We start from the raw sequence: 19,909 nt of genomic DNA, 5'->3' as shown, positions 1-19,909 counted from the left end.
GATTGGGCTTTTTTATTTGGGCGCGCGGCGGTGCCGGGCAGTTGCCATGCGTGCCGAAGGGCCGCGTCCGGCCCTGTCGCTGTCGGCCTTATCGCTGTCGGCGGGGGCCGTCAGCCGATGATGTTTCGTCGGGAAGGGAGGGTGCGCGAAGGACGGAGGAGCCGGATCCGGGTCCGCAACGGGGCAGCGCGGCGCCAACGGCCACGGGATGCTCGTTTGCGTTGTGCCGATGTCCGTCTCGCCGCAGTCACGTGTCTCTCTTCCGGGAGCGATACCGTGTGCGCCTTCGGTCCGGCGCCGGCCCATGGGATCCACGTCCGGGCGCCAAACATGATGGTATACTGACTAATTGTCGCACCCCCGTCAACGCCTTTTTACGACGGAATTCGGGCGCGATCGGGTGGTTGCCGGTTGATTTTCCGGGAGGATGTTCGGGCGGTGGGCGGACATGGGCGGTGCCGCCGCGTGCTTGCGGTCCGGGACTGCGTTTGGCAACTGCGCTTGGCAAACGGGATTTTGCTCCGTACAGCCTCATACACGCAAGCGACAGCCGGCGGGGCGCGGACGCCCAGGCTTTCCGGTCGCGCGCCGCCGCGGGGCGATGGTCCCGCGGCGCTGGAGCATTGGCGGAAGGGGCGCGCTCAGGTCGGCCGGAAGATGGCGCGGCCCAGGTGGTTGTTGCCGTCGACGAGGCGGATCAGCATGGTCAGGAAGGCGTTGCGCTCCTCCGGCAGAAGCGGTTCCAGCAGGCGCAGCTGCGCCTTCTGCATGGCGCCGTACATCTCGCGCGTGATCCGCTCCCCTTCCGGCGTGAGGCGGGTCAGCACCATGCGCTTGTCCTCGGTGCTGCGGCTGCGTTCGATCAGGCCCCGCTTCCCGAGGCGGTTGAGCACGTCGGCGACGTTGGTGCGGTCGATCCCCAGTTCCCGGCCCAGCGAGTTCTGGTCGATATTCGGGTTTTCCGCCAGCGACGTCAGCAGCCCGTACTGGACCGGCGTGATGTCGAAATCCCCGCATTCCTCGAAGAACAGCGCGTAGTGGATCTGGTGCAGGCGGCGCACGAGATAGCCGGGCCGGGCCCACAGGGGCATGTGGTCGATCAGCAGGTTGACCGGCGCGGTCTCGGCGGCTTCGGCGGGTTCGGGCTTGGCGGCGCGAGCGGTTCGCTTGGCGGCGGTCTTCTTGAGTTCGGACATTCTGGTACCGTTTCTGCAAAGATGCGTCGAAGGGGCGCGCGGGGCGTGCCGCCGGCGCCGCGCCGGAAACGGGTGACGGCGTGCCCATTCCCACGGAGCCGTTCGCGGCCTTCCGATCTGGGCCTTCCGTTCCCGGCCGTCCGCGGATGCTCCCACAATCACCGTTATACCCCGCATTTCAGCGCCCGACAAACGGGCACTTCGACCAAATATGGGGCACAACCTCCTATATGGCGCCGGATTTTCCTGGGGCTGAAGGCTGGGGTGGGCGTCAACCACGTTGGTTCCCGATAGTCAGTATACCATCACATTCCGCTTGCTGGTGCCTGTTATGTAGGTATACTGATCATTATCAGAACAATGAGGAGGTCGACGGCCATGCCCTGGGTTCAGGTGGCATCGTCGGGCGATGTCAGGGAGAGCGGCGCCCTTGGCGTCGACGTGGAGGGCACTCCTGTCGCGCTGTTCCGGGTGGATGGCGCCGTCTATGCGACGCACAACATCTGCACGCACCAATTCGCGTTTCTCTCCGACGGCTATGTCGAGGACGGCTGCGTCGAGTGCCCCCTTCATCAGGCGCTCTTCGACATCCGGACCGGCAAGGCGAAGACGGCTCCGGCCAGCACCGACCTGCGCACCTTTGCGGCGAAGGAGGAGAACGGGGCCGTCTATGTGGATCTGACCCGCAGCGCGGGCGAGGAGGCGGAGACACCCGCCGGGGAGCCGGTGGCGCCCGCCGCCGGGACCGGCGAGCGGCTGGTCATCCTCGGTGCCGGCCAGGCCGGTGCCCGTGCTGCCGAGGCGATGCGGCAGGCGGGGCACGCCGGCCCCATCCTGCTGATCGGCGACGAGGACGAGGCGCCCTACGAACGGCCGCCGCTGTCGAAGGAATTGCTGCTCGGCACTACCACGCGGGAGTCCATCCGCGTGCTTCCGGCGGAGCGGCTGTCCAGCCTTAACGTCGGCTTCTGTTCCGGCTGCCGTGTCACCGCCATCGACCGGGCGGCCCGGACGGTTTCCTTGTCCTACGGGTCGAGCGTGCCCTACGACAAGCTGCTGATCGCCACCGGCGCGCGGGCGCGGCGCTTGCCGGCTCCCGGCGCCGACCTGCCGGGCGTCCATCACCTGCGTACGATCGCGGACGCCGAGGCGCTTGGGGCGGCGTTGACGGCGGCGAAGCGGGTCGTGGTGATCGGTGCCGGCTTCATCGGGCTGGAGATCGCCTCGGCCGCCCGCAAGCTGGGCGCGGCGGTGACGATCCTGGAGCGCGCGGACACGCCGCTGGAGCGGCTGTTGCCGCCGGCCGCCGGCCGGGTGCTCCAGGCGCTGGCCGAAGGGCAGGGCGTCGCCTTCCGCTTCGGCGTGCAGGTCGCGGCCATTCGGAGCGACGTGGTCGGACTGCGGGTGGACTGCGCCGGTGACGACTCCGTCGCGGCCGACGTCGTGGTGGTGGGGATCGGCACCGAGGCCAACCTGGAACTGGCGCGGGACGCCGGCCTTGCCGTGGCGGACGGCATTGTGGTGGACGGGGAGGGGCGCACCTCCGACCCCGCCATCTTCGCCGCAGGCGACGTGGCGCATTATCCCACGCCGATCAACGGCCGGCGCTGCCGCCTGGAATCCTGGCAGCACGCGCAGGAACAGGCCATCGCCGCCGGCCGGACCATGGCCGGGCAGGAGACGACTTACAGCCGCACGCCCTGGTTCTGGACCGACCAGTTCGACCGCAACATCCAGATGATCGGGCTGCCGTCGCGCGACGCGTCCGTGCTCGTCCGCGGAACGGCGGGGGAGGCGGGCTCGGTTCTCTACCTGCTGGAGGGCGGGACGCTGTCGGCAGCCATCGCCTTCGACGACCCGCAAGCCATCCGCGACGCCCGCGCGCGCATCGAGTCCGGCGCGCCCGTCGACGCGGCGTCGCTCGGCGCCGCCCCGCTGTCTTCCACCGTGATGTCCGGCGCGCCGACGGCCTGTGCCGCGGATGGCGCCTCCGCAGAGGAATATTCGACCATGGATCATCCACAGCCGAATTTCCGTTGGCCCGAGGAAGGGCTGACGCGCATTCCGGACTGGGTCTACACCGACGAGACCATCTACAAGCGCGAGGTGGAGCGCATTTTCCACGGCCGCACCTGGAACTACGTCGCGCTGGAAGCGGAGATCCCCAACCCCGGCGATCATGTGCGCTCCAACGTGGGCCCGACGCCGGTGGTGGTGTCGCGCGCCGAGGACGGCAGCATCAACGTCTTCGAGAACCGCTGCGCCCACCGCGCCGCCGAGTTCTGCCGGTCGCTGCGTGGCAACGCGAAGGAGTTCGTCTGCCCGTACCACCAGTGGAGCTATGACCTGAAGGGCAACCTCGTCGGCGTGCCCTTCCGGCGCGGCGTGGACGGCAAGGGCGGTATGCCCAAGGATTTCCGGGCGCAGGACCACGGGCTGACGCAGCTGACGGTCACCACGCACCGCGGCGTCGTGTTCGCCTCCTATGCCTCGGACATGGAACCGCTGGCCGACTATCTCGGTCCCGACATCCTGGGCGAGTTCGAGGCGACCTTCGACGGCCGGCCGCTGAAGGTGCTGGGCTATTACCGCAACACGCTGCCCGGCAACTGGAAGCTCTACCACGAGAACCTGAAGGACCCGTACCACGCCACGCTGCTGCACACCTTCCTGGTGTCCTTCGGCCTGCTGGTGGCGGGCAACCGCTCGCTGATGCTGTGCGACGAGAGCGGCCGGCACGGAGTCATGGCGTCGGCCAAGAGCGACGGCAAGAACGTCAGCCAGGAAAACAAGAAGGAGATGCGCGCCTACCAGGAAGGCATGGTGCTGGAGGAGCCGCGCTTCGTCGATTACCGGCCGGAGTTCGACTCACCCTGGTCGGTCACCATGATGACGGTCTGGCCGAACATGATCGTCCAGCGCGAGATGAACACGCTGGGCATCCGCCAGATCGTGCCCACGGGCCCGAACGAGTTCATCATGAACTGGACCATGTTCGGCTTCGAAGGCGACGACGACGAGATGCTGCGCCACCGCCTGCGCCAGGGCAACCTGATGGGTCCGGCCGGCTTCCTCGGGCTGGAGGACAACGAGGCCATCAAGTACGTCCAGGACGGCATGAAGAACATCCCGGACGGCCGGCATCTGGTCGCGCTCGACCCAGCGACGGAGGCCGGGACCTCCGACACGCTGATTTCGGAATCCGCCATCCGGGCCATGTACCGGCATTGGCGGTCGGTCATGGATGTGTGAGGAACCGGCCATGGACAGCATCATCGACGCCACCGCCGGTTCGCGGCAGGACCGGCTTCTGCTGCGCGCGGAAATCGACGACTTCAACGCCGCCTACGCCGCCGCCCTCGACGACGGACGCCTGAAGGACTGGCCGGCGTTCTTCACCGACGACGCCTTCTACCTGATCACCTCGCGGGAGAACCACGACGCCGGGCTGCCGGTGGGGTTGGTCTATTGCGAGGGGGCGGGCATGCTCCGCGATCGCGCCTTCGCCATCGAGAAGACGGCGATGTTCGCGCCCCGCTACCTGCGCCACATCGTCGGCACCAGCCGGCTGCTGCGTGGCCGCGAGGACGGCACCGTCGAGGCCACGGCCAACTATCTGGTGCTGCAAACCCTGTTCGATCGCCCGGAATCCACGATCCATCAGGTTGGCACCTACATCGACCGCTTCCGCCGGGTGGACGGCGTCCTGAAGCTGCAGGAGCGCCGCTGCGTTTACGACAACCTGCTCGTCCCGAACGCGCTGGTTTACCCGGTTTGATGATGGGGCCAGCCCGCGCCCCGAACAAACGCACAAAAAAGACGTCGGGCAAAAAGAGACAAGCAGACAGAGACAACAGGTGAGGTTCTAGCCATGGCGACGCCGCGCGACCCCCGGTCGCGCGCCGCCACAGCCTGGGAGGGTTATCGTGACGATAAGCTCCGCAAACGATCTCGGCGCCGCACGCAGCGGCGCGATGACGCGGGAAGAGCGCAAGGTTATCTTCGCGTCGTCTTTCGGCGCACTGATGGAATGGTACGATTTCTACATCTACGCCGCGCTGGCGGTGTATTTCGGTGCTTTCTTCTTTCCGGCGGGCAATGACACCGCCGCGTTCCTGGCCAGCTTGGCGACCTTCGGCGCCGGCTTCCTCGTCCGCCCCGTCGGAGCCCTGCTGTTCGGGCGGCTTGGCGACCGGATCGGCCGCAAGCACACCTTCCTGATCACCATCCTGCTGATGGGCGTTTCCACCGTCGGGGTCGGCCTGCTGCCGACCTACGAGCAGATCGGCATGGCGGCGACGGTGCTGCTCGTGGCGCTGCGGCTTCTCCAGGGGCTGGCGCTGGGCGGCGAGGTCGGCGGCGCCGTCACCTACGTCGCCGAGCACTCGCCGGTGGCCAAGCGCGGCCTCTACACCAGCTCCCTCCAGACGACGGCGACGATCGGCCTGCTGCTGTCGCTGCTGGTCGTCTATCTGCTGAAATCCATGATGACGGAGGAGGAGTTCCGCGCCTGGGGTTGGCGCGTCCCGTTCCTTGTGTCCTTCCTGATGCTCGTCGTGTCGGTCTACATCCGCACGAAGCTGCATGAATCGCCGGTCTTCCTGGCGATGAAGGAACGCAAGGCCACCGCGCGCTCGCCCATTCTGGAAAGCTTCACCCGCTGGGAAAACCTGAAGAACGTCCTCCTTCTGTTGGTCGTGGCGTCCGGGCTCGGCGCGATCTTCGGCACCGGGCACTTTTACACGATGTTTTTCCTGAACCGGACGCTGCACGTGCCGCTGGAGGTGGTGCATCTGTATGTCGGGATCGCGCTGGTGATCGCCACGCCCTGCTACGTGTTCTTCGGCTGGTTGTCGGATCGCATCGGGCGCAAGCGCATCATCCTGCTCGCCTGCCTGCTCGCCGCCCTGACCACCCAGCCCATCTTCAAGGGGCTGACGCAGGCCGCCAACCCGGCGTTGGCGCGGTTCCAGGACGTGAGCGACGTCGTGCTGCGCGCGGGCGACTGCCACGTCAGCCTGTTCGCCGCTCCGGTGACGGAGTGCGACCGGGTCAAAGGCTACCTGACCGACCTCGGCGTCGCCTACACCCATGTGGAGGAGAGCGGAAGCGCGGCAAAGCTGACCATCGGCGCGCAGTCCCTGGACGGGTTCGACCGCGACGGCATCCGGCGGGCGCTGGTCGCCGCGGGCTGGCCGGAGCGCGCCGACCTGGACGCCATCAACCGGCCGCTGCTTTTCCTGTTCGTGCTGCTGCCGATCCTCTACCTGACCATGGTCTACGGTCCCATGGCCGCCTTCATGGTGGAGCTGTTCCCGGCGCGCATCCGCTACACCTCGCTGTCCTTGCCCTTCCACCTCGGCTCCGGCTGGGTCGGCGGGATGCTGTCCTTCGTGGTCAGCGCGATGAACGTGTCCGCCGGAAACATGTATTTCGGCCTGTGGTACCCGGTGGTCATCACCGCCGTCGCCTTCGTGATCGGCGCGCTGTGCGTGCCCGAGACGCGCGGCCGCGACCTGCGCCACTGATCCTCGCCACTGACCCTCCCACCCTGCTTCGCCTGTCCAGGCGACCGTCAAAGAAAGGGACCGACGTGCGGACCAGCTTCCGTATCGGCCAGATCGTGCCGAGTTCCAACATCACCATGGAAACCGAAATTCCGGCGATGCTTGCCGCGCGCCAGCTGATCCGGCCGGAGCGCTTCACCTTTCACTCCAGCCGCATGCGCATGCGCCACGTGACGAAGGAGGAACTGGCGGCGATGGACGCCGAGTCCGACCGCTGCGCGCTTGAACTCAGCGATGCCGGTGTCGACGTGCTGGGCTACGCCTGCCTCGTCGCCATCATGGCGATGGGCCTCGGTTACCACCGCCAGTCGGAGCGACGCCTCGCCGCCCGCACCGAGGAGAACGGCGCGCCGGCCCCCGTCGTCACCAGCGCCGGCGCCCTGGTGGACGCGCTTGGCGTCATCGGGGCCAAGCGCATTGCCCTGGTCGCCCCCTACATGAAGCCGCTGACCCGCACGGTCGTCGAGTACATCGAGGCCGAGGGCGTGGAGGTCGTGGATTGGGTGGCGTTGGAGATCCCGAACAACCTCGACGTCGCGCGGCATGACCCGAACAACCTGCCGGGGATCGTGCGCGGGATGCGCACCGCCGACGTGGACGCCGTCGTGCTGTCGGCCTGCGTCCAGATGCCGTCGCTGCCGGCCGTCGCAAAGGTGGAGGCGCTGACCGGCAAGCCGGTGGTCACGGCGGCAGTCGCCACGACCTACGCCATGCTGAAGGCGCTGAAGCTCGAACCGGTGGTGCCCGGTGCCGGCGCGCTTCTGTCCGGCGCCTACGGAACGGAGGGCAGGGCATGACCGGCGGCCGGCTGCTCTACGGGGCCAACGTCCACGCGAACGGGATCCGCCAGCATTACCTGCGCTACGGCGGGACCGGGGGCGGGACCGGGGGCGGCGCCGGCACGCCGCTGATCCTCGTTCCCGGCATCACCAGCCCCGCCGTCACCTGGGGCTTCGTCGCCGAACGGCTGGGCGAGCGCTTCGACATATACGTGCTGGACGTGCGCGGCCGTGGCCTGTCGGACGCCGGGGAGGGGCTGGATTATGGGCTGGACGCCATGGCCGACGACGTCGCGGCCTTCGCCGAGGCGTTGGGCTTGCGCGACTTCGTGCTGCTCGGCCACTCCATGGGCGCCCGTGTCGCCGTCCGCATGAGGCGCCGCCACCCCACCGCCGCGGTCGGCCGGATCGTGCTGGTCGATCCGCCGGTCAGCGGGCCGGGGCGGCGGCCCTACCCGGCGCAGCTCGGCTGGTACATCGACTCCATCCGCCTGGCGCGGAGCGGCGCCGACTGGGAGGCGATGCGGCCCTTCCTGCCGGCCTGGAGCGAGGAGCACCTGCGGCTGCGCGCCGAATGGCTGCACACCTGCAACGAGGACGCGATCACCGCGACCTACCACGGCTTCCACGAGGACGACATCCACGGCGACGTTCCGCATCTGGATGTCCCCACGCTGCTGGTCGTGGCCGGCAAGGCCGGAGTCATCCTGCCGGAGGACGAGGCGGAACTGCGGTCCCTGCTGCCCTCGCTTCGGGTCGAGCGCGTGGCCGGGGCCGGACACATGATCCCGTGGGACGATTTCGACGGCTTCTTCGCCGCCATCGATCCCTTCCTGAACGCGCCGTAAGGCGGCCGAAACGACCACCGAGAACGATCGTCGAGAACGATCATCGAGAGGGAATGGCTCCCATGGCAATCAGTGATTTCGATCTGATCGAGGCGTGGCGGCAGGTGCTGAGCCTGTCGCGGCTTCAGGCCGGCCAAACGGTCACGGTCCTGACCGGGCCGGACACCAACCCGCAGACGCTGCGGACCGCCGTGGTCGCCGCGCGCGGGCTCGGCGCCACGGTGTGCCGGCTCGACCTGCCGCCGCTGAACGGCGAGAAGTCGCTCAGCCGCGACCCGCTGGCCTATGTGGGCACGACGCCACTGACCGGGAATCCCGCGGCCATGGCCGCGCTGAAGGCGAGCGACCTCGTGCTCGACCTCATGCTGCTGCTCTTCTCGCCCGAGCAGCAGGAGATCCTGGAATCCGGCACGAAGATCCTGCTGGCGGTCGAACCGCCGGAGGTGCTCGCCCGCCTCGTCCCGACGCCGGACGACCGGGACCGGGTGGAGGCCGCCGCCCGCCGCATCGAAAGCGCGCACGAAATGCGCGTCACCTCGGCGGCGGGGACCGACCTGCGCTGCCCGATCGGGCAGTATCCCGTGGTGCGGGAATACGGCTTCGTCGACGAGCCCGGCCGCTGGGACCATTGGCCGAGCGGCTTTCCGCTGACCTGGCCCAACGAAGGCACGACGGAGGGCCGGATCGTTCTGGACCGCGGGGACATCCTGCTGCCGATGAAGTCCTACCTGCAGGCCCCGATCGAGATGATCGTCGAGGCCGGCTACGTCACCTCCATCACCGGCGGCTTGGACGCCGACCTGCTGAACGACTACATGGAGTCCTTCGGCGATCCCGAAGGCTATGCCATCTCGCACATCGGCTGGGGCGTGCAGCCCCGGGCGCGCTGGTCCACGCTGTCGCTGTACGACCGTGAACAGACCATCGCCATGGACGCGCGCGCCTTCGCCGGAAATTTCCTGGTCTCCCTGGGGCCGAACACCGAAGTGGGGGGCACGCGCAACACCCCCTGCCACATCGACATTCCCATGCGCCGCTGCACGGTGGCGCTGGACGGGGTCGAGGTCGTGCGCGACGGCAAACTCGTTTCCGAAGGGGGGACGCCATGACCGAACCGACTTTGCCCCGCGAGGACGACGAGGCGGTCTACCGGCGCCAGGGCTTCGGCACGCGCCTTGGCCTGTCCGGATCGCTGGGCCTGCTCATCGTCGATTTCGTGAACGGCTTCGCCGATCCGGGGTCCTTCGGCGGCGGGAACATCGCCGAGGCCATCCAGGCCACCACCCATCTGCTCGCGCAGGCGCGGGCGCGCCGGTGGCCGATCGCGCACAGCCGGATCGTCTTCGCCGACGACGCCGGCGACGCCAACGTCTTCAGCCTGAAGGTGCCGAGCCTGCTGAAGCTGACCGAGCATTCGCCCCTCAGCGCCATCGTCCCGCAACTCGCGCCGCGGGAGGGGGAACTGGTCGTCCGCAAGACGGTTCCCTCGGCCTTCTTCGGCACGGGGTTGGCACCGTGGCTCACCCAGCGCGGTGTCTCGACGCTCGTCGTGGCGGGGACGACCACCAGCGGGTGCGTGCGCGCGTCCGTGGTCGACGCCATGTCCTTCGGCTTCCGTCCCGTTGTGCTCTCCGACTGCGTCGGTGACCGCGCGCTTCCGCCACACGACGCCAACCTGTTCGACATGGACCAGAAGTGCGCCGATGTACTGACGTCGTCGGCCCTATTCGAATCGCTTGGCGATGGTGTGGGCGCGCAGCCAATCCGGTCTTAAAAGACGGTCACGGCAAAGGCCGGGTCCGGCGGGTTTCGTGCCATCTTGCCGGCCTGCCGGACCGGCATTGTCACAGCGTGGCCGCTGGATGATGCCGTAACCGGGATGATCGGGCGGCGCAATCGTTGGCTGGACTGGCGCCGCAGTCGCTTAAAAGCGGACGATGGAGGTGGATGCTTACTCGTCGGCTGCTTCGTCAAGAAGCACAGTCTCGGAACGCTGCGGCGGTTCCGGCACCTCACAGCCGGTGGCGCAGCAGCGGCCAGGCTGTTTCGACACGCGGCGGCCGTCGTCCAGGACGCCGCGGTCGAGGAGGCTCTCCACCAGTTCCACCTTTTCCATGACGGGATAGTTGCGCCAGATTTCGCGCTTCATCGCTTCCGGCGAGCCACCGCCGTGGAGCGAGATCACCGAATACCAGCCCGCCTCATGCGAGACCGTCAGGTCCTCGATGAAGCGCGCCACCTCCGCGCGCTGCTCGGCGGGGACGTCGGGGCGTCCGCCCATCACCGCGGCAATCGACGCCTTGGTCTCGGGGTTGTGATCCTCGTCGGGGCCCGGCAGCGCCACGATCAGGCCGCCCGAGACGTAGTGCGCGACGCGGTGCATGTCGTAGATCTTGGTGGCGAGGAGAAGCTTGCCGATGTTGGAGAACACCGCATCGGGCATCACCGACCCGGCGGGGTCCTTCGTGCAGTAGACGGAGGAGGCGACACCGCAGGCGTAAAAGCTTTCGGTGATGGTGATGAGTTCGACCATCGCCTCACGGATGTGGGCGTGGCGGTTGGGATCAAGGCCGTTGGCCTCGATCATCAACGCCCCTGCCCCGATCAGGAGATCGCCGAAGCCCGCGCGCGCCCCGATGCAGGAGTGCCGATGGTGTGTCGCGTAAGAGGTCGTCAGGAAGCCGCCTTCCTCGGTCTCACCGGCCAGAAACACGCGGTCATGCGGGACGAAGACGTCATCGAACACCACAACGGCGACGGATTGGCCGTATTTGGCGGAGAACTTGGCCGAGGCCTCGCCCGGACGTCCCGCCGGACGCGCGATGATCGTAACGCCGGGCGCGTCGCAAGGCACGGCGCAGGCGACGGCAAAGTCCCTGTCTTCCGGAACATGGGTTCGGCACGGCATGACGAGGAATTCGTGCATGTAGGGCGCACCCGTCACGATGGCTTTCGTGCCACGGATGACGATGCCGTCCTTGCGCCGTTCCTTGATATGAACGTAGGTGTCCGGATTGACCTGCTGCCCCGGCCGCCTCGACCGGTCACCCTTGGCGTCGGTCATCGCGACACCGAGCGTCAGATCCCGGTCCTGGACGTCGTGGAGATAGGCAAGGAAGCGTTGGCTGTAGTCCGTGCCGTGACGGTCGTCCGTCAGCTTCGTCGACTGGTAGAGGCCGTTGAGCGCGTCGTGCGTGAGGTAGCGCTGGGCGCAGCCGGACGTCTTGCACACCAGGCGCACGGCTTCGAGCTTGTAGAGCAGGTCCTGCGATGTCTCGTTGATGTGCAGCATCCGGTTGACCGTCTTGCCTGACGTGCACTGCCGCGCCGTCATGATCGGCGCATGCTCCTTACGCAGCGCGAAATCATAGGTAACCCCGACGCCGGCGATGCCGGGCGCGAGCAGCGGTTCATCGGCGACACTCTCCACGGTCTGCCCGTTCACGAAGACACGCGGTTTGTAGGCCCGCAACGATTCCCGGTACTCGGCGGCTGACATCAACATCGCGATCCTCCGTGTCGTTCAATTTTTCGAACGGTGTTAGAGTGTCGAACAGTGTTAGAATTTTTGCAAGAGCGATCTCGGGGGCGCGATGGTTGGGAAGCGGCAGAGCCGGCGTGAGGCCGTCAGCGAGCACAAGCGCGAGCTGATCCTCGATGCCGCGCGGCAGATCTTCGCGGAAGAGGGGCTCGACGGAGCGAGCCTCAGGGCGATCGCGGTGCGAGCCGGGTACACACCGGCCGCGCTCTACTTTCACTTCGAGTCGAAGGAAGCGATGTACGCCGAGGTGCTGCACGCATCCCTTGAGTCTCTCGGCTCTGCCGTCGATCAGGCGGTCTCGCGGACGAAGACCCCACAGCAGAAGCTGAAGGCCGCGGCGCTGTCGTTCTTTCAATTTTATGCAGCGAACCCGCGCGATCTCGATCTGGGTTTCTATCTGTTCCGCGGCGGCATGAAGCCCGCCGGCCTCGGACACGATCGCGACGTGAGACTGAACGCCGCGCTCGAAGCCGCCCTCCGCCCCATCGCCGAAGCCGCCATCGCGCTCGGCGCACCGCAGGAACGGGCCAACCTGCTGATGGTCGACTGCTTCGCCCACGCCGCGGGGCTTCTTCTGCTGCTCCATACCGGTCGCATCCGCATGTTCGGCGCCTCGGCGCCGGACCTGATGGAGGCCTACGTCGACGAGCGGATCGCCCAACTCGTTCAGGAGTGACGTTATGCTGACCATCGACCCCAGGCGATCGCTTCTTCTCGTCGTCGATTTCCAATCGCGGCTCATGCCGGTGATCCACGACGGCGAGATCGCGATCCGGAACACAAGCCGGCTGATCAAGGCGGCGGAGCTGTTCGGTGTCCCGCGCCTGTTCACCGAACAGAACGCCAGGGGGCTCGGATCGACCGTTGCAGACCTTGCCGTCGAGCAGGGGCACCTGTTCCACAAACAGTACTTCGACGCCTGCCGGGAAGACGGGTTTCTCGACCGGGTTCCCGCCGACGGGCACATCGTCGTCGTCGGGTGCGAGGCGCACGTCTGCGTCCAGCAGACGGTGCTCGGCCTGCTCGCTGCCTCCCGGAAGACCTATGTTGTGCGCGACGCCATCGGGTCGCGCCATCCGGAGAACAAAGAGACTGCGGTGCGACGCCTGCAGCGCCACGGCGCGGAAATCGTCACGACCGAGATGGTGATCTTCGAGTGGCTACAAACCGCCGAGCACCCGCGCTTCCGTGAGGCGATCGCCTTGATCCGGTAGCCGCCGGCCGATGACGCCGGGCGGAGCGCGGACACGCCTGCGCCGGCGGAGAGCCTCCGCCTCGAACGGCAAGGGCGCCCCGCACCTGGGTGGGTTGCGCAGCTGTATGGGTTTCGAAATGACGGACGCTTCTTCCGCAATCGACCATATCCGCTCGTCGTCGCGTCGGCTCGTTCGCGAACTCGGCTTCATGGAGGGCGCGTTTGCTGGAACGGCGATTCACGTTCTGGATGCCGTTCTTTTGGGTCAGGTGCGTGGATTGGAAGGAAGGATGGGGTGGAAGGCATCCTCCGTCCGTCATGCTGGCCGGCTTGATCATTGAGGGAGACGCCGAGCCCCCGCGGCGCAAGCGTCCCAAGGACTGAGGGGACGGAAGCCGAAGTGCAGCCCTCCGCGTAGCAAGGGGGGAGTCGTGAAAAAGGGCGGACCCGGTGGGATCCGCCCTCAATCTGCTGTCCGTCCCGGCAGCGCGCTCCGCTTCGGTCAGGCTTGGCGTTTCTCAATCATTGAGTGAAACTTCTCAATCATTGAGTTCGGTTTCTCAAACTTTGCTTTAACGACCAACACAACCACATTTACACGTCGAGATTGGCGACCTTCAGCGCGTTTTCCTGGATGAACTCGCGCCGGGGTTCGACGATGTCGCCCATCAGGGTGGAGAAGACCTCTTCCGCTTGGTCGGCGTGGTTGACCTTCACCTGCAGCAGCGAGCGCTTGGTCGGATCCAGCGTGGTTTCCCACAGCTGGTCCGGGTTCATTTCGCCCAGGCCCTTGTAGCGCTGGATCGTCACGCCGCGGCGGCCAAGCTCCATCACCGTGTCGAACAGAGCGACGGGGCCGGTCAGGCTGCGACTTTCCTTCTGCTTCTCAAACGCACGGCCCGGTTCGGCGTAGACCCGCTTCAGGTCCGCCGCGATGGCGTCCAGCTTGCGCGCTTCGACGCTCTTCAGCAGGTCAGCGTCGAGGAGATGGCGGTGGGTGACGCCGCGGCGGGTGCGCACCAGGGCGTAACCACCCTGCGGCAGCGATTCGCCGCGCCAGCCGCCTTCGGCGTCGAGCGCGTTCAGCCGGTCCGCCACGGTCTGCGCCGCCTGCTGGGCGAGCGCCGCATCCTGGGCCAGAGAGGCCGAGAGCGCGCCGATGACCGCAGCCTGTTCCGCCACGTTCAGGCTGCCGGCCTTGCGGGCGATCGCTTCGATGTTCTGGCGGGCGCCGCGGGCCTGCTCCACCAGTTCCTTCAGCGTTTCACCGGTCAGCAGCGAACCATCGACGGTACGGACCGACAGATCGCCCAGCGCCGCCTCGATCAGGTACTCTTCCAGCGCCCGGTCGTCCTTCAGGTACCGCTCCTTCGCGTTGCCGCGCTTGATGCGGTAGAGCGGCGGCTGGGCGATGTAGAGGTAGCCGCGCTCAATCAGCTCCGGCATCTGCCGGAAGAAGAAGGTCAGCAGCAACGTGCGGATGTGGCTGCCGTCCACGTCCGCGTCCGTCATGATGATGATCTTGTGGTAGCGCGTCTTGTCCGGGTTGAACTCGTCACGCCCGATGCCGGTGCCCAGCGCCGCGATCAGCGTGCCGATTTCGGCCGAAGACAGCATCTTGTCGAAGCGCGCGCGCTCCACGTTCAGGATCTTGCCGCGCAACGGCAGGATGGCCTGGAACTGGCGCGAGCGGCCCTGCTTGGCCGAACCGCCCGCCGAGTCGCCCTCGACGATGAACAGTTCGGACAGCGCCGGGTCACGCTCCTGGCAGTCGGCCAGCTTGCCGGGCAGGGAAGCGATGTCGAGCGCGCCCTTGCGCCGGGTCAGCTCGCGCGCCTTGCGCGCGGCCTCGCGGGCGGCAGCGGCCTCGACCACCTTCTGCACGACGCGCTTGGCGTCGGCCGGGTGCTCCTCGAAATACTGGGCCAGGCACTCGCCGACCACCGCCTCGACCACCGGGCGGACCTCCGACGAGACCAGCTTGTCCTTGGTCTGGCTGGAGAATTTCGGGTCGGGGACCTTCACCGACAGCACGCAGGTCAGCCCCTCGCGCGCGTCGTCGCCGGAGAGGTTGACCTTCTCCTTCTTGGCGATTCCCGATTCGTTGGCGTAGTTGTTGATCGCCCGCGTCAGCGCCGCACGGAAGCCGGCGAGGTGCGTGCCGCCGTCCTTCTGCGGGATGTTGTTCGTGAAGCAGAGCGTCGTCTCGTGGTAGCTGTCGTTCCACTGGAGCGAGCATTCCACGGTGACCACGCCGCCATGCTCCGTCGGGCGCTCCGCCTTGATGGAGATGGCCGGCTTGTGCAGCGCGACCTTGGAGCGGTCGAGCCAGTTCACGAAGGCCTCAAGCCCGCCCTCGTAGCACAGGTCGAGCACCTTCGGCTCCACGCCGCGGGCGTCGGTCAGGACCAGGCGCACGCCGGAATTCAGGAAGGCCAGCTCGCGCAGCCGGTGTTCCAGCGTCGCGAAATCGAACTCGGTGTTGGTGAAGGTGTCCTTGGACGGCAGGAAGGTGACCTCGGTGCCGCTCAGCGGCTTCTGTCCGCCGGCACCGTCGTCGACCATCGGGGCAGAGCCGGCGTCGGCCAACCGGGCGTCCGCGACGCCGTGGCGGAAGCGCATCGCCCATTCCCGGCCGCCGCGCCAGATGCGCAGGTCCAGCGTCTCCGACAGGGCGTTCACGACCGAGACGCCCACGCCGTGCAGGCCGCCCGACACCTTGTAGGAGTTCTGGTTGAACTTGCCGCCGGCGTGCAGCTGGGTCATCACGACCTCCGCCGCCGAGACGCCTTCCTCCGGATGGATGTCCGTCGGAATGCCGCGCCCGTTGTCGCGCACGGTCACAGAGCCGTCGGCGTTCAGCTGCACCACGACCTTGTCGCAGTAGCCGGCCAGCGCTTCGTCGATCGCGTTGTCCACGACCTCGTAGACCATGTGGTGCAGGCCCGAGCCGTCATCGGTGTCGCCGATGTACATGCCCGGACGCTTGCGCACGGCATCAAGCCCGCGCAAGACGGTGATCGATTCCGCGCCGTAGTCCTGCTGCGGGAGGTCGTTCTTCAATGCTTCCTGTGCCATGATTCGACTATAACAGACTGCGTTGCGGTTTCGGCGGATTACCGTGCTGCGGTATGCGAATTTTCGAGATTTTTCGCGGTCCCCAGCGGGTTTGAGGGAGGCGGGGCTAGGCCGGGGTCACGGTCGCGTCCTCGATGTGAAAGCGTTTCGCGGCCGACCCCAGCGGGGCGAAGACGTTGTCGTCCGTTCCGGTCATCCAGGCCTGGGCTCCCAGCGCCAGGATCTCGTCGAACAGCGCCTCGCGCCGGTGCGGATCCAGGTGGGCGGCGACCTCGTCCAGCAGCAGAAGCGGGGCGGCCCCACGCTCCGCGGCCAGCAGGCGCGCGTTGGCCAGCATGATCGCGATCAGCAGGGCCTTCTGCTCCCCCGTGGAGCATAGGGCCGCCGGCATGTCCTTCTGGGCGTGGCGCACCGACAGGTCGCTCTTGTGCGGGCCGACCGCCGCCCCGCCGGTGTCCGAATCGAGCCGGCGGCTGTCGCGCAGGGACTGGCGCAGGGCGTCTTCGGCGGCCAGCGCCGGCCCCTCGTCCAGCCAGCGTTCCACGGTGCCTTGCACAGCCAGATCGGCGCCGGGGAAGGGGCCGACGGCGCGGCCGCAGGCGGCGCGCAGCCGCTGCACCACGTCACGCCGGGCGGCGGCCACGGCCATGCCGGTGGTCGCCATCTGGTCCTCCAGCCCGGTCAGCCAGCCATCGTCGACCCGGCCATCGCGGAGAAGGCGCGCGCGTTCGCGCAGCGCGTGCTCGTAACGGCTGAGGCGGCCGGCGTGGGCGGGATCGAATCCGAAGACCAGCCGGTCGAGGAAGCGACGGCGCCCGCTCGATCCCTCCAGGAACAGGCGGTCCATCTGCGGGGTCAGCCAGACGACGGCGACGTGTTCCGCCAGCACGGTCTGGCCCTTGGCCGGATGGCCGTCGATGCGGACGACGCGGCGGTCCCGGTCGCCGCTCCCCGATCCGTGGGCTCCGGCCTCGCGTCCCGTGCCGATCTCCACCGGGCCCATGGGCGTGTCCAGGACGGCGGCCACAGCCCAGCCGGCCCCGGTCGGCGAACCGATCCGTTCCACCTCCGCCAGCTTCGCCCCGCGCAGGCCGCGGCCGGGGGCAAGAAAGCTGACGGCTTCCAGAAGGTTGGTTTTGCCGGCGCCGTTCGGGCCGGTCAGGACCACCGGACGGTGGTCGGGCTCCAGGCGCGCGCCGTCGTAGCCGCGGAAACGGGTCAGCGTCAGGCGCGTCACCGCCAGCGCCGCCGGTCCCAAGAGATCGGGGCGGCCAGCTTGGGCGGCCGAGGGAGCGTGGGGCTGTCTGGCTTCGAGCAAAGTGTCCGTTCCGAACCGTGGCGGCAACGCCTCCACGGCCCAAGCTGGGGCCGTCCGATGGGGGCCGTCAGGCCCCTGGACGCCGTCCACAGGACCGATCACACACGCATCGGCATCAACACGTACAACGCGGTCCCGTCCGCAACGTCGCGGATGATGGTCGGGGAGGCCGCGTCCGCCAGCGAGAAGCGGGCGCCTTCGCCCTCGATCTGCTGCGTGATATCAAGGAGATAGCGAGAGTTGAAGCCGATTTCCAGGGGGCCTTCCTGGTAATTGACCTCGAGCTCTTCCGTGGCGCTGCCGGCCTCGGGGCTGGTGGCCGACAGGGTCAGCGTGCCGCGGGTCAGCGACAGCTTCACGGCCCGGCTCTTCTCGGTAGAGATGGTGGCGACGCGGTCCACGGCGGCGGCGAACAGCTTGGCGTCCACCTCCATGGTCTTGTCGTTGCCGACCGGGATGACCCGCTCGTAATCCGGGAAGGTGCCGTCGATCAGCTTCGACGTCACGACAACCGAATCGAAGGCGAAGCGGATCTTGTTGTCGGACAGCGACAACTCGATGCGGTCGGCGGCCTCGTCGATCAGCTTGCGAATCTCGTTCACCGTCTTGCGCGGCACGATCACGCCGGGGATTCCCGACGCGCCGTCCGGAAGCGGCATCTCAACGCGGGCCAGACGATGCCCGTCGGTCGCCACGGCGCGCAGCACCGGCAACTCCGCGCCGCCGGCCTTGGCCTTGGCGGCGTGCAGGTAGATGCCGTTGAGGTAATAGCGCGTCTCTTCCGTGGAGATGGCGAAGCGGGTGCGGTCCACCAGCGCGCGCAGGTCGCTCGCCGTTAGGTCGAAGCGGTGCGGCAGGTCGCCGCCGGACAGCTGCGGGAAATCCTCCATCGGCAGGCAGGACAGCTTGAACTGCGACCGGCCGGCCCGCAGCGTCAGGATCGTGCCGTCGCCGCCGATGTCCAGTTCCACCTGGCTGCCGTCGGGCAGCTTGCGGACAATGTCGTAGAGCGTGTGGGCAGGCGCCGTGGTGCCGCCCGGGCGGGCGACGCTGGCCGGCACCGTCTCCACGATTTCAAGGTCCATGTCGGTGGCGGCCAGCGACAGTTCGCCGTCGCTTGCCCTCAACAGGACGTTGGACAGAATCGGAATGGTGTTCCTGCGCTCCACCACACTCTGCACGTGACCCAGGGACCGAAGAAGGGCGGCGCGTTCGATGATGATGTTCATGCTGGTCGTCGTCTCGGCAGGTCGTTTTTATGCGCGATTCGCAGGATTTCCCGTGCCGATCCGGCCGCATTGCACGACGCGGAACGGGCGCGCATCATACCACAACACCGCTTTTGCCGAACGAAATTCGTGAACGGCCGGGGATGGGGCCGGAAATCCGTGATTCGGCGCGGAAATGGCGGCGGAAGACACGCGCGCGAAAGAAGGATTCGGTGCCGACTCGGGTCCCAAAAAGGGTTCGAACGCGGCTCAACGGGCCATTTCCGCGGCGAATTGTGCGTCCAGGCCGGCCCGGTAATCGGGGTACTTCAATTCCACCCCAAGCTGCCGCTTGATGCGGTCGTTCTTCACGCGCCGGCAATCCGCGTAGAAGCTGGCGGCCATCGGCGACAGTTCGGCCTTCTCGAAGGGCACGAGCGGCGGGGGCTCCACGTTCAGCAAGTCGCAAGCGTAGGCGACCACCTCGTGCGAGGGGGAGGGCAGATCGTCGGCCACGTTGTAGACAGCACCCAGGGTCGGCGTCGCCATGGACGCCCGCAGCGTTCCGGCGATGTCCTCCACATGGATGCGGCTGAAGACCTGTCCGGGCTTGTCCACACGCTTGGCGGTGCCGTCGCGCACGTTGTCCAGCGCGCTGCGGCCGGGCCCGTAGATGCCGGCCAGCCGGAAGACGTGCAACGGCACGCCATACTGCCGGTACAGGTTCAGCCAGCCGCGCTCCGCCTCCACGCGGCGCTTCTGCCGGTCGCCGGTTGGCCGCAGCCAGGCGGCCTCGCCGACCCACTCCCCCTTGGTGTCGCCATAGACGCCGGTGGTGGACAGGTAGCCGGCCCAGTCGAGCGTGCGGACATCGGCCAGATCCATGGCGTGCTGGTCCAGCACCGGATCGCCCTTTCCGTCCGGCGGCACGCTGACCAGCAGATGGGTTGTGCCGTCCAGCGCCGCCCTGGCGTCGGCCAGCGGCCGGCCGCGGTCGAACAGGAAGGCTTCAAAGCCCTGGGCCTCCAGCGTGGCGCGCTTGTCCTCGCTGCGGCAGGTGGCGGCGACCCGCCAGCCTTCAGCCTTCAGTGCCTCGGCGAACACGCGCGCGGTGAAGCCCAGGCCGAAGACGAAAAGACGGGGTGCGGTCATCGTTCTCGAATCCTTTGCGTCGAAACC

At 67.6% G+C, this 19,909-nt stretch carries 16 protein-coding genes; 10 read left to right on the top strand and 6 right to left on the bottom strand.

Going from position 1 to position 19,909, the window contains the following annotated elements; translation table 11 throughout:
• Window positions 1–641: 641 nt before the first annotated feature.
• A complete protein-coding gene (locus M2351_RS43610; protein WP_264662185.1) occupies window positions 642–1,196 on the bottom strand; it encodes a MarR family transcriptional regulator in 555 nt (184 codons plus the stop codon).
• Between the two features lie 378 nt (window positions 1,197–1,574).
• Here M2351_RS43610 and M2351_RS43605 point away from each other — a divergent pair, with 378 nt between their 5' ends.
• From M2351_RS43605 to M2351_RS43575, 7 genes are all read left to right on the top strand, one after another.
• Window positions 1,575–4,448: an FAD-dependent oxidoreductase gene (locus tag M2351_RS43605; RefSeq protein ID WP_264662184.1), complete on the top strand. Its 2,874-nt coding sequence runs from the start codon at window positions 1,575–1,577 to the stop codon at window positions 4,446–4,448.
• Between the two features lie 10 nt (window positions 4,449–4,458).
• Window positions 4,459–4,974 (top strand): aromatic-ring-hydroxylating dioxygenase subunit beta, encoded by a 516-nt coding sequence (locus M2351_RS43600; protein ID WP_264662183.1) that lies wholly within the window; start codon window positions 4,459–4,461, stop codon window positions 4,972–4,974.
• Window positions 4,975–5,122: 148 nt separating this feature from the next.
• Entirely contained in the window at window positions 5,123–6,724 is a 1,602-nt protein-coding gene (locus M2351_RS43595; RefSeq protein WP_406567504.1) for an MFS transporter, read from the top strand.
• 65 nt (window positions 6,725–6,789) lie between these two features.
• A complete protein-coding gene (locus tag M2351_RS43590) occupies window positions 6,790–7,560 on the top strand; it encodes a maleate cis-trans isomerase family protein (RefSeq protein WP_454464610.1) in 771 nt (256 codons plus the stop codon).
• Complete coding sequence (locus M2351_RS43585; protein ID WP_264662182.1) at window positions 7,557–8,390, top strand: alpha/beta fold hydrolase; 834 nt, start codon at window positions 7,557–7,559, stop codon at window positions 8,388–8,390. Before M2351_RS43590 ends, M2351_RS43585 begins: the two co-directional genes overlap by 4 nt.
• Before the next feature lie 62 nt (window positions 8,391–8,452).
• A complete protein-coding gene (locus M2351_RS43580) occupies window positions 8,453–9,499 on the top strand; it encodes a 2,5-dihydroxypyridine 5,6-dioxygenase (RefSeq protein WP_264662181.1) in 1,047 nt (348 codons plus the stop codon).
• The gene (locus tag M2351_RS43575) at window positions 9,496–10,164 is read left to right on the top strand and encodes an isochorismatase family protein (protein WP_454464609.1); all 669 of its coding nucleotides are present in this window, start codon (window positions 9,496–9,498) and stop codon (window positions 10,162–10,164) included. The genes M2351_RS43580 and M2351_RS43575 overlap by 4 nt, the downstream gene beginning before the upstream one ends.
• A gap of 177 nt (window positions 10,165–10,341) precedes the next feature.
• On the opposite strand, the gene M2351_RS43570 is transcribed toward M2351_RS43575, so the two are convergent.
• On the bottom strand, window positions 10,342–11,895 hold the full coding sequence (locus tag M2351_RS43570) for a 4-hydroxyphenylacetate 3-hydroxylase family protein (protein ID WP_264662180.1): 1,554 nt from the start codon (window positions 11,893–11,895) through the stop codon (window positions 10,342–10,344).
• Between the two features lie 88 nt (window positions 11,896–11,983).
• Here M2351_RS43570 and M2351_RS43565 point away from each other — a divergent pair, with 88 nt between their 5' ends.
• The 3 genes from M2351_RS43565 (at window position 11,984) to M2351_RS43555 (ending at window position 13,467) form a co-directional block, all read left to right on the top strand.
• Entirely contained in the window at window positions 11,984–12,607 is a 624-nt protein-coding gene (locus M2351_RS43565) for a TetR/AcrR family transcriptional regulator (RefSeq protein ID WP_264662179.1), read from the top strand.
• A 4-nt stretch (window positions 12,608–12,611) separates the two neighbouring features.
• On the top strand, window positions 12,612–13,145 hold the full coding sequence (locus M2351_RS43560) for an isochorismatase family protein (RefSeq protein ID WP_264662178.1): 534 nt from the start codon (window positions 12,612–12,614) through the stop codon (window positions 13,143–13,145).
• A 106-nt stretch (window positions 13,146–13,251) separates the two neighbouring features.
• On the top strand, window positions 13,252–13,467 hold the full coding sequence (locus M2351_RS43555) for a hypothetical protein (RefSeq protein WP_264662177.1): 216 nt from the start codon (window positions 13,252–13,254) through the stop codon (window positions 13,465–13,467).
• 253 nt (window positions 13,468–13,720) lie between these two features.
• Here M2351_RS43555 and gyrB read toward each other — a convergent pair whose 3' ends face one another.
• The 4 genes from gyrB to M2351_RS43535 form a co-directional block, all read right to left on the bottom strand.
• Window positions 13,721–16,204: a DNA topoisomerase (ATP-hydrolyzing) subunit B gene (gene gyrB / locus M2351_RS43550; RefSeq protein ID WP_264662176.1), complete on the bottom strand. Its 2,484-nt coding sequence runs from the start codon at window positions 16,202–16,204 to the stop codon at window positions 13,721–13,723.
• Window positions 16,205–16,310: 106 nt separating this feature from the next.
• The gene (gene recF / locus M2351_RS43545) at window positions 16,311–17,462 is read right to left on the bottom strand and encodes a DNA replication/repair protein RecF (protein ID WP_406567508.1); all 1,152 of its coding nucleotides are present in this window, start codon (window positions 17,460–17,462) and stop codon (window positions 16,311–16,313) included.
• Between the two features lie 158 nt (window positions 17,463–17,620).
• The gene (gene dnaN / locus M2351_RS43540) at window positions 17,621–18,751 is read right to left on the bottom strand and encodes a DNA polymerase III subunit beta (RefSeq protein ID WP_264662175.1); all 1,131 of its coding nucleotides are present in this window, start codon (window positions 18,749–18,751) and stop codon (window positions 17,621–17,623) included.
• A 249-nt stretch (window positions 18,752–19,000) separates the two neighbouring features.
• Entirely contained in the window at window positions 19,001–19,882 is an 882-nt protein-coding gene (locus tag M2351_RS43535) for an SDR family oxidoreductase (RefSeq protein ID WP_264662174.1), read from the bottom strand.
• Between the last annotated feature and the right edge of the window lie 27 nt (window positions 19,883–19,909).

The organism is Azospirillum canadense, from assembly GCF_025961225.1.
Classification (GTDB): domain Bacteria; phylum Pseudomonadota; class Alphaproteobacteria; order Azospirillales; family Azospirillaceae; genus Azospirillum; species Azospirillum canadense.
The sequence above is the reverse complement of the archived record's forward strand: the minus strand, read 5'-3'. Positions and strand labels throughout refer to the sequence as shown.

Bases quoted from the DNA above. Each gene is read 5' to 3' on its own strand.
- gyrB (WP_264662176.1), bottom strand. From the start codon at position 16,204: ATGGCACAGGAAGCATTGAAGAACGACCTCCCGCAGCAGGACTACGGC.
- M2351_RS43565 (WP_264662179.1), top strand. From the start codon at position 11,984: ATGGTTGGGAAGCGGCAGAGCCGGCGTGAGGCCGTCAGCGAGCACAAG.
- dnaN (WP_264662175.1), bottom strand. From the start codon at position 18,751: ATGAACATCATCATCGAACGCGCCGCCCTTCTTCGGTCCCTGGGTCAC.
- M2351_RS43580 (WP_264662181.1), top strand. From the start codon at position 8,453: ATGGCAATCAGTGATTTCGATCTGATCGAGGCGTGGCGGCAGGTGCTG.
- M2351_RS43610 (WP_264662185.1), bottom strand. From the start codon at position 1,196: ATGTCCGAACTCAAGAAGACCGCCGCCAAGCGAACCGCTCGCGCCGCC.
- M2351_RS43555 (WP_264662177.1), top strand. From the start codon at position 13,252: ATGGGTTTCGAAATGACGGACGCTTCTTCCGCAATCGACCATATCCGC.
- M2351_RS43585 (WP_264662182.1), top strand. From the start codon at position 7,557: ATGACCGGCGGCCGGCTGCTCTACGGGGCCAACGTCCACGCGAACGGG.
- M2351_RS43570 (WP_264662180.1), bottom strand. From the start codon at position 11,895: ATGTTGATGTCAGCCGCCGAGTACCGGGAATCGTTGCGGGCCTACAAA.
- M2351_RS43605 (WP_264662184.1), top strand. From the start codon at position 1,575: ATGCCCTGGGTTCAGGTGGCATCGTCGGGCGATGTCAGGGAGAGCGGC.
- M2351_RS43535 (WP_264662174.1), bottom strand. From the start codon at position 19,882: ATGACCGCACCCCGTCTTTTCGTCTTCGGCCTGGGCTTCACCGCGCGC.
- M2351_RS43600 (WP_264662183.1), top strand. From the start codon at position 4,459: ATGGACAGCATCATCGACGCCACCGCCGGTTCGCGGCAGGACCGGCTT.
- M2351_RS43560 (WP_264662178.1), top strand. From the start codon at position 12,612: ATGCTGACCATCGACCCCAGGCGATCGCTTCTTCTCGTCGTCGATTTC.
- M2351_RS43575 (WP_454464609.1), top strand. From the start codon at position 9,496: ATGACCGAACCGACTTTGCCCCGCGAGGACGACGAGGCGGTCTACCGG.